8 protein-coding genes are annotated in these 7,848 nt (G+C 44.1%); 4 read left to right on the forward strand and 4 right to left on the reverse strand.

Going from position 1 to position 7,848, the window contains the following annotated elements; translation table 11 throughout:
- From WMO25_RS11670 to WMO25_RS11685, 4 genes are all read left to right on the forward strand, one after another.
- A partial coding sequence (locus WMO25_RS11670; RefSeq protein WP_349085463.1) for an SGNH/GDSL hydrolase family protein occupies positions 1-392 on the forward strand: 392 nt, incomplete at its 5' end.
- Positions 385-867: a DUF4358 domain-containing protein gene (locus WMO25_RS11675; protein ID WP_349085465.1), complete on the forward strand. Its 483-nt coding sequence runs from the start codon at positions 385-387 to the stop codon at positions 865-867. The genes WMO25_RS11670 and WMO25_RS11675, both read left to right, overlap by 8 nt.
- Positions 868-883: 16 nt before the next feature.
- A complete protein-coding gene (locus tag WMO25_RS11680) occupies positions 884-2,269 on the forward strand; it encodes an MBOAT family O-acyltransferase (protein ID WP_227081312.1) in 1,386 nt (461 codons plus the stop codon).
- Positions 2,270-2,281: 12 nt separating this feature from the next.
- Positions 2,282-3,445, forward strand: a complete 1,164-nt coding sequence (locus tag WMO25_RS11685) for a DHHW family protein (protein ID WP_215690364.1) — start codon at positions 2,282-2,284, stop codon at positions 3,443-3,445.
- A 144-nt stretch (positions 3,446-3,589) separates the two neighbouring features.
- On the opposite strand, the gene clpB is transcribed toward WMO25_RS11685, so the two are convergent.
- The 4 genes from clpB to WMO25_RS11705 form a co-directional block, all read right to left on the reverse strand.
- Positions 3,590-6,184 carry an ATP-dependent chaperone ClpB gene (gene clpB / locus WMO25_RS11690; protein ID WP_349085467.1) on the reverse strand — a complete coding sequence of 865 codons (2,595 nt, stop codon included), beginning with the start codon at positions 6,182-6,184 and terminating at the stop codon, positions 3,590-3,592.
- An 80-nt stretch (positions 6,185-6,264) separates the two neighbouring features.
- Positions 6,265-6,450 (reverse strand): hypothetical protein, encoded by a 186-nt coding sequence (locus WMO25_RS11695; protein WP_178438246.1) that lies wholly within the window; start codon positions 6,448-6,450, stop codon positions 6,265-6,267.
- 141 nt (positions 6,451-6,591) lie between these two features.
- Entirely contained in the window at positions 6,592-7,179 is a 588-nt protein-coding gene (locus WMO25_RS11700) for a cytidylate kinase-like family protein (RefSeq protein WP_349085468.1), read from the reverse strand.
- A 13-nt stretch (positions 7,180-7,192) separates the two neighbouring features.
- The coding region (locus WMO25_RS11705; RefSeq protein ID WP_349085469.1) for an MATE family efflux transporter at positions 7,193-7,848 on the reverse strand (656 nt) is incomplete at its 5' end.

Consider the following 7,848-nt stretch of genomic DNA (forward strand, 5'->3'; position numbering starts at 1 on the left):
TTAATGCTTCGCCATCTCTTCTTTTCATGTGTTTTGGTGTCAATGATATCGAGAATTATGGCTCACAGGTGGATGGATTTATCTCTGATTACAGGGAAGCAATTACCAAAATCCAAGGTGCAACACCGCATACTGTGATTTATGTCAATGCGATCTTTCCTCCGCAGGACGGTGTTCAGGATCGTCTGCCATTTTATGGGTATCTCGACGAATACAATACAGAACTTGAAGCTTTATGTCAGGAACTCGACGTCACCTTTATCGACTCCGGTTTCATTTTAAGAGAACTGCCGGAATTATATGATGCGGATGGTATTCACCCTGTTTCCGCATTTTATCCATTATGGTTTAATTATCTGGCAGATATGGCGGGGTTAAAAGACAATGAATAGATTAAAGAAATTGACATATATCCAATACATCATCTGCGGCCTGCTTGTTATTTTCATTCTTGCCATTCTCCTGTCAGGTCATGCCAAAAATGTCAGTTTTGAAACAGTCCAACAGAATATTGTATCATGTGAAGGTATCAATACCCTCAAAAAAGGAACAGCCCGTGATATGCGAAAGAATCTTGATCTTGACGAAAGTCTCTTTGACTGGTCTATTTACTATTGCGGCAATGGTCTAATGGATGTATCGGAGCTTCTGATCGTGAAGTCCGATAACTCAACCGCTCTGGAAACAGCTGAAAAAGCGGCTGCTTCCAGACTGGACGCACAAAAGACCAACTTTAACGGCTACGGCACTAACCAGATTGACCTTCTTGGTCATGCCATCACCAAAAAAGTCGGCCCTTATTATTTTTATGCTGTTTCTGAGCATGCATCAACGTGGGAGGAGGTTTTTATGGGTCTCGTCAAATAGACCCTGAAAGTACATTATGGTATTCAGTAGTTTAAATTTCCTGCTTATTTTTCTTCCAATCGTACTGCTCCTCCATTCAGTACTTCCTTTTAAGTACAAAAACATTGTACTGCTTGCGGCCAGCATTATTTTCTATGCCTGGGGAGAGCCTGTATATGTCATCCTTATGATCCTGAGCATCGGCTTCAACTACATGTCCGGTCTCGTCCTTGGCGAGCTTGAAGATCCTCATTTGCGGAAGCGCCAGCTTATATTTGCAGTCGCTGTCAACCTTCTGCTGCTTGGATTTTTTAAATATGCCGGTTTCCTTGTCAGCATGATCAATGCCATTCTTCCTCTGAAGATTGAATTCAGATCACTGGCACTTCCTGTTGGTATTTCTTTCTACACATTCCAGGCATTATCCTATGTCATCGATGTGTACAGAAAGAAAGTCAAGCCTCAGGAAAACCTGCTGAACTTTGCTGTATATATCACGATGTTTCCTCAGCTCGTCGCCGGTCCGATCGTTAAATATTCAGATATCGAGCTTCAGCTTTCCAACCGCAAAATATCCCGTGCCAAATTCGGTCAGGGCATCGAGCGACTGCTCTTTGGTCTTTCCAAAAAAGTCCTGCTTGCCAACAATCTCGGTCTGCTTTACGAAACCATTCAGGCTTCGGGCAGCAGAAGCATCATGACTTCATGGCTTGGTATTTTTGCCTACACCCTTCAGATCTACTTTGACTTCTCCGGTTACAGTGATATGGCCATTGGTATGGGCAAGATGCTGGGATTTACATTCCCTGAAAACTTCAATTTTCCATATATTTCAGACAGTATCACAGAGTTCTGGCGCAGATGGCATATGACATTATCCGGTTGGTTCCGTGAATATGTCTATATTCCTCTGGGCGGCAACCGTGTTTCTATGCCCCGTCATATTCTGAACCTTCTGATTGTATGGGTGCTCACAGGTTTCTGGCACGGTGCGGCATGGAACTTTATCCTGTGGGGCCTCTATTACGGTATTCTTCTGATTCTTGAGAAATATATATTTGCTCCTCTGTTGAAGAAGCTGCCGAAAGCAGCCCGACACATCTATACCATGCTTCTTGTCATGTTCGGCTGGGTCTTATTCAGCAACACGGACTTTGGCAGTATGCGCACTTACGTCGGCACTTTATTTGGTATCGGCACCAAGGGCTTCCTTGATCTGGCGTTCTTTTATTATATAAGGAACAATCTCATCATTCTGATCATGGGCGTGCTCTGTGCAACACCGCTGATCAGGAATTATATTGTGCGATGCAGCAGAAAGAAACCTGAAGTGACTTCCGCAGTACTTCTGCTCCTTGGTATCCTCAGCATTGCATTCCTTGTATACGGTACTTACAACCCTTTCCTTTATTTCAGATTTTAGTGAGGACAGATTATGCAGAAACGAAAAGATAAAATCAATCGAAAAAAATATCATTCTATTCTGGTCATTGCCGCAATTGCTATTGTTGTCCTCCTGGACGCCGGCATGATCCTGATGCCGGATCATACATCCTCTGATATGGAAAACCGTACACTCCAGACATTTCCAAAGCTGACATTCTCAACGTTGGTATCCGGAAAGTTTGAATCCGAATTCGAGACCTATATTGCTGATCAGTTTCCTTTTCGAAACAAATGGATCACGCTTGAATCCACAGTTTCACGCATGATGGGAAAAACTGAATCCAACGACATTTTTCTTGCAAAGGGCGGTTATCTGATCCAGAATTTCCATACGCCATCTGATGAGCAATATGCCTCCCTCCTGGAAGGCTACAAGGGGATTGCCAAGCTTACAGAAGGAACAGATATCACCTTAAATGCTATGATCGTCCCTACGGCCGTCAACATATACAGCAAAAAACTCCCTTTCGGAGCTGTAAAAGGGGATCAAAAAGCTTTCCTTACACAGCTTCAAAGTGACCTTGCTGCTTCCGGCATCAACTGGATTGATCTTTCTGAGCCTTTTGCCGCCTGCGACAAAGCAACTCAGCTTTACTACAGAACCGACCATCACTGGACAAGTGATGCGGCCTTACTCGCCTACCAGACCTATAACAAAACTCTGGGACTTAATGACAGCACCACTTATTCCAAAAAAATACTTTCCGATTCTTTCAAAGGTACTTTGTCCGCTTCCAGCGGCCTGCGTACATCAGAAACGGATGAAATTTATGCGTATCTTCCGGATCAGGCCACAGATTACACTGTCAGCCTGACGGCAGAAAATACCAAATCAGCTTCCGTATTTGACGTTCAAAGCCTGTCCACCAAAAGCCAGTACAATGTATTCTTTGGCGGCAATCATCCGGAAGTCGTTATCGATTCCGCTTCCGAATCCAAAAAGGTGCTGATGGTCTTCAAGGATTCCTACGCAAACTGTTTTGTTCCGTTCCTGATTCCTGACTATGCAAGAATCATCATGATCGACCCGAGATATTATACAGAAGATATTTCCGAAACCATTCAATCCAATGGCGTTACCGATATTCTGTTTCTGTATAATGCCAACACGGCGGCTGAAGACCACAGTCTTTATCAGCTGACCGCCCAATAAACTAAAATACACTAAAATACAGCATCATGACAATCCTATCAGAATCGTCATGATGTGAATAAAGGCCCTGTACTTCGGCATTCACCGAAATACAGGGCCTTTTTGGGGAAAATGTTCACTTACCAGCCAACACAATCTGCGCCATTAGTCTTCAATATGTGTTGTGGTTGTTGTGAGGCCATTGGCATCAGCATCTACATTGATGCAGTCGCCCGGCTCCAATTCATTGCCAAGGATCATTTTAGCTACCATGGTCTCGACATTCTTCTGGATATACCGCTTCAACGGACGTGCACCATAAACCGGATCATAACCATGATCTGTGATGTAGTCCTTTGCAGCCGGTGTCAGCTGAAGTGTCAGTTCCTTTGTCTCAAGACGCTTATTCAGACGACCGATCAGGATATCAATGATACCGCTGATGTTGTCCTTCGTTAACGGCTTGAACATAATGATCTCATCAAGACGGTTCAGGAATTCCGGTCTGAAATGTGCTTTCAGATCATTCATCGTGTTCTGTCTTGCTTCATCACTGATATTGCCTTCGCTGTCAATGCCCTCCAGCAGATAGGAAGAACCAATGTTTGACGTCATGATCAGAATCGTATTCTTAAAGTCTACCGTTCTGCCCTGGGAATCGGTCACACGACCATCATCCAGAATCTGCAGCAATACATTGAAAACATCCGGATGGGCCTTCTCAATCTCATCGAAAAGGATAACAGAGTAAGGTTTTCTTCTGACTGCTTCTGTCAGCTGTCCGCCTTCTTCATAACCAACATATCCCGGAGGCGCTCCAATCAGTCTGGACACGGAGAACTTCTCCATGTATTCACTCATATCTATACGCACCATATTGTTCTCATCATCAAACAGATTCTCTGCCAGTGCCTTGGCAAGTTCTGTCTTACCAACACCAGTAGGGCCAAGGAACAGGAACGAACCAATCGGTCTGTTCTCATCCTGGATACCTGCCTTGGAACGGATAATCGCTTCTGTAACCTTCGATACACCTTCTTCCTGACCGATGACACGTTTGTGAAGTTCATCGTCCAGGTGAAGGATCTTATTACGCTCGCTCTCTGTCAGCTTTGCAACCGGAATACCTGTCCATTTGGACACGATTCTGGCAATCTCTTCATCAGTGACACGTTCACGAAGAATAGAATTCTCTTCTCCATGGACACGCGCCTCTTCCTCTTCCAGCTGTTTCTTCAGCTGAGGCAGCTTGCCGTACTGAAGTTCAGCCGCCTTGTTCAGATCATAATTCCTCTGAGCCAACTCAATCTGCTTGTTCATATCTTCAATCTGTTCACGCAGGCTCTGCAGCTTCTCAACATCCTGCTTCTCATCGTCCCATTTAGCCTTCTGAACCTTGAAATCTTCTCTCAGTTCGGCAATCTCATGGGTAATGTTCTGCAACCGTTCCTGACTGAGCTTGTCGTCCTCTTTCTTCAGAGCAGCTTCCTCAATCTCCAACTGCATGATCTTACGCGAAATCTCATCCAACTCTGTCGGCATAGAATCAAGTTCTGTCTTGATCATTGCACAGGCTTCATCCACAAGGTCAATCGCCTTATCCGGAAGGAAACGATCAGTAATGTATCTATGTGAAAGCGTTGCAGCTGCCACAAGGGCACCATCTGTAATCTTAACACCATGGAAAACTTCATATCTCTCTTTCAGGCCACGAAGAATGGCAATGGTATCCTCAACCGTCGGCTCATCCACCATAACCGGCTGGAAACGACGCTCAAGCGCCTTATCCTTCTCAATGTACTGTCTGTACTCGTCCAGTGTTGTCGCACCGATACAGTGGAGTTCACCCCTGGCCAGCATAGGCTTCAGCATATTGCTGGCATCCATGGCACCGTCCGTCTTGCCGGCACCAACGATCAGATGCAGCTCATCGATGAAAAGAATAATCTCGCCGTCGCTCTTCTTGACCTCAGCAAGAACAGCCTTCAGACGTTCCTCGAATTCACCTCTGTACTTGGCACCGGCTACCAGTGCGCCCATATCCAGAGAATAAATCTTCTTGTCCTTCAGGCCATCCGGCACATCGCCCTTGACGATACGCTGTGCCAGACCCTCGATAACTGCGGTCTTACCTACACCAGGCTCACCGATCAGTACCGGGTTGTTCTTCGTCTTACGAGAAAGGATACGGATAATGTTACGGATCTCCGTATCACGGCCAATGACAGGATCCATCTTCTGGGCTCTTGCCTTGCCTACCAAATCTTCTGCATACTTACTCAGGCTGTCATAAGTTGCCTCAGGGTTATCACTTGTCACACGCTGATTACCTCGGACAGTGGAAAGTGCCTGAAGGAAACCATCTCTTGTTACTTCAAAATTCCTGAATAATGTCTTGATATCACTGTCGGCTGTCTCAAACAATGCCAGGAAAAGGTGCTCAACAGAGATATATTCATCATCCATCTGCTTCGCTTCTTCCTCAGCCCGTACCAGTGTACGGTTCAGGTTATCACCTACATAAACCTGGCCGCCGGATACCTTGACAAGCTTCTCAACAAGCTTCGTCGCCTGTACCTTAAATCCTTCATGATTAATTCCCATCTTCGCCAGCAGTCTGTCGATCAGGCTGTCTTCCTGGGTCAGCAGGCTCAGAAGCAGATGTTCCTGTTCAATCTTCTGATTCCCGTACTGATAAGCCAGTTTCTGACAATCCTGCACTGCCTGCAGGGACTTCTGTGTAAATTTATTTAAATCCATATTCATGCCTCCTTTGGAAACAATGTACTTAATTCTATATTGTTATCTATATGAAACACGGCACTCTGATTCATGCCGTGTTAATTTTCTTCTTTCTTGTCTCGCTTAAACCATTCCCTGAACTTACGGACAATGAACGACTGCTCCGGCTTCTGATCCTTGTCCTTCGGTTTTTGTCCCACAGCGTTCAGCGGAAAGTTGTAAAACAAATCATCATACATATTATGTTCATCATCAGATGAACCATCAAATCTCATACCCATCATTCACCCTCCTTTTTGTTCTATGCGTAATATAACACATATTATTAGCACTGTCAAGAGGTGAGTGCTAATTTTTGTAAAAAAAATGTGAAGCCCGCATTTTACAGGCTTCACAGATTTTGCATATAAATCGTATGCTGCTGGTTATTGACTACATGCCATAATGATCTTCTCACATCTGTCATATCCAAGCTGTGAACTATTCAGACACAACGTGTAGTTTCCGGCATATCCCCATTTCTGCTCTGTGTAAAAGTTATAATTTGTCATACGCCTTTTATCTGTGTCTGCCATCATTTTGGCAGCCTCCTGTGCTTCTACATTATGTAAACGCATAATCCGCTGTGTTTTTTCCGACATATCCCCATGAATAAATACATTCATCACATCATCTCTGTCTTTTAGAATATAATCTGCATTTCTTCCAATGATCACACAAGGTTCCTTCTCAGCCAATGCCAGAATAACTTTTCTCTGCGCCTCGTATACCATATCTTCCACCGATTTGCCTGTCATATCACGTCCGGCAAATGCATAGGCAAACAACCCTTTTTTCGGAGATAATTCTGCATTTTCAAGAACATATTCCGGTGATAAACCAGACTTTTCTGCAATCTCATTGATAATATTTTTATCGTAATAAGCAATTCCAAGTTTTTTCGCAACTTCTTCCCCGATAAAACGTCCACCGCTTCCAAACTCTCTGCTGATTGTAATAATTCTTTTTGTCATCTCTGATTCCTCCTTAACTTAAAACGGCTACTTTATTTTTTCTGATCTTCTTTAAAAATACATAACCGACCAGGCATGCAATCACTTCTGTAATCGGGAATGCCCACCAGATCAGTGAAACACCCATCTGTCCATTTCTGACGAACAGTGAAAAGATTCCAGCCAATGGCAGGATGATAATAAGCTGCCTCAAAAGTGAAATAACCAGCGATTCCACGCCCCCCTCCAGTGCCTGATAAATACCCTGATAAGCAACATTGATTCCGGCAAACAGAAAACTGATAGAGATTACTCTCATCGCACTGATAAAGTATTCTCTTGACTGTCCTGCATTAAACAGCGTTGCAAATGCGCCCGGAAAAATCTCTGTGATTGCAATGCCGAGAATCATTAATGCTATCGTATAGATCAGACCATACCTGATGCCATCCTGTATTCTTTTTTTACTTCTCATTCCATACGCAAATGCAATAATCGGCGTGATCGCATCTCGCAGACCAAATGCAAGGAAAAGAACAAACTGCTGTACCTTATAGAACAAGCCATAGGCTGTCTGTGCGGAAGGATTGAACTTCAGAATTAAATTCATCACGTACACCATTATAGACATCAGAGCCTGTGCAATAATTGCCGGGAGTCCGATAGCATAGATTTCTTTTATAATGCCCG

The sequence above is a fragment of the Coprococcus intestinihominis genome, assembly GCF_040096555.1.
In the GTDB taxonomy this organism is placed as follows: Bacteria; Bacillota; Clostridia; order Lachnospirales; family Lachnospiraceae; genus Coprococcus_A; species Coprococcus_A intestinihominis.

What these genes read in the sequence shown, in the direction of transcription:
- WMO25_RS11675 (WP_349085465.1), top strand. Translation starts at nt 385, where the DNA reads ATGAATAGATTAAAGAAATTGACATATATCCAATACATCATCTGCGGC.
- WMO25_RS11680 (WP_227081312.1), top strand. Translation starts at nt 884, where the DNA reads ATGGTATTCAGTAGTTTAAATTTCCTGCTTATTTTTCTTCCAATCGTA.
- WMO25_RS11685 (WP_215690364.1), top strand. Translation starts at nt 2,282, where the DNA reads ATGCAGAAACGAAAAGATAAAATCAATCGAAAAAAATATCATTCTATT.
- clpB (WP_349085467.1), bottom strand. Translation starts at nt 6,184, where the DNA reads ATGGATTTAAATAAATTTACACAGAAGTCCCTGCAGGCAGTGCAGGAT.
- WMO25_RS11695 (WP_178438246.1), bottom strand. Translation starts at nt 6,450, where the DNA reads ATGATGGGTATGAGATTTGATGGTTCATCTGATGATGAACATAATATG.
- WMO25_RS11700 (WP_349085468.1), bottom strand. Translation starts at nt 7,179, where the DNA reads ATGACAAAAAGAATTATTACAATCAGCAGAGAGTTTGGAAGCGGTGGA.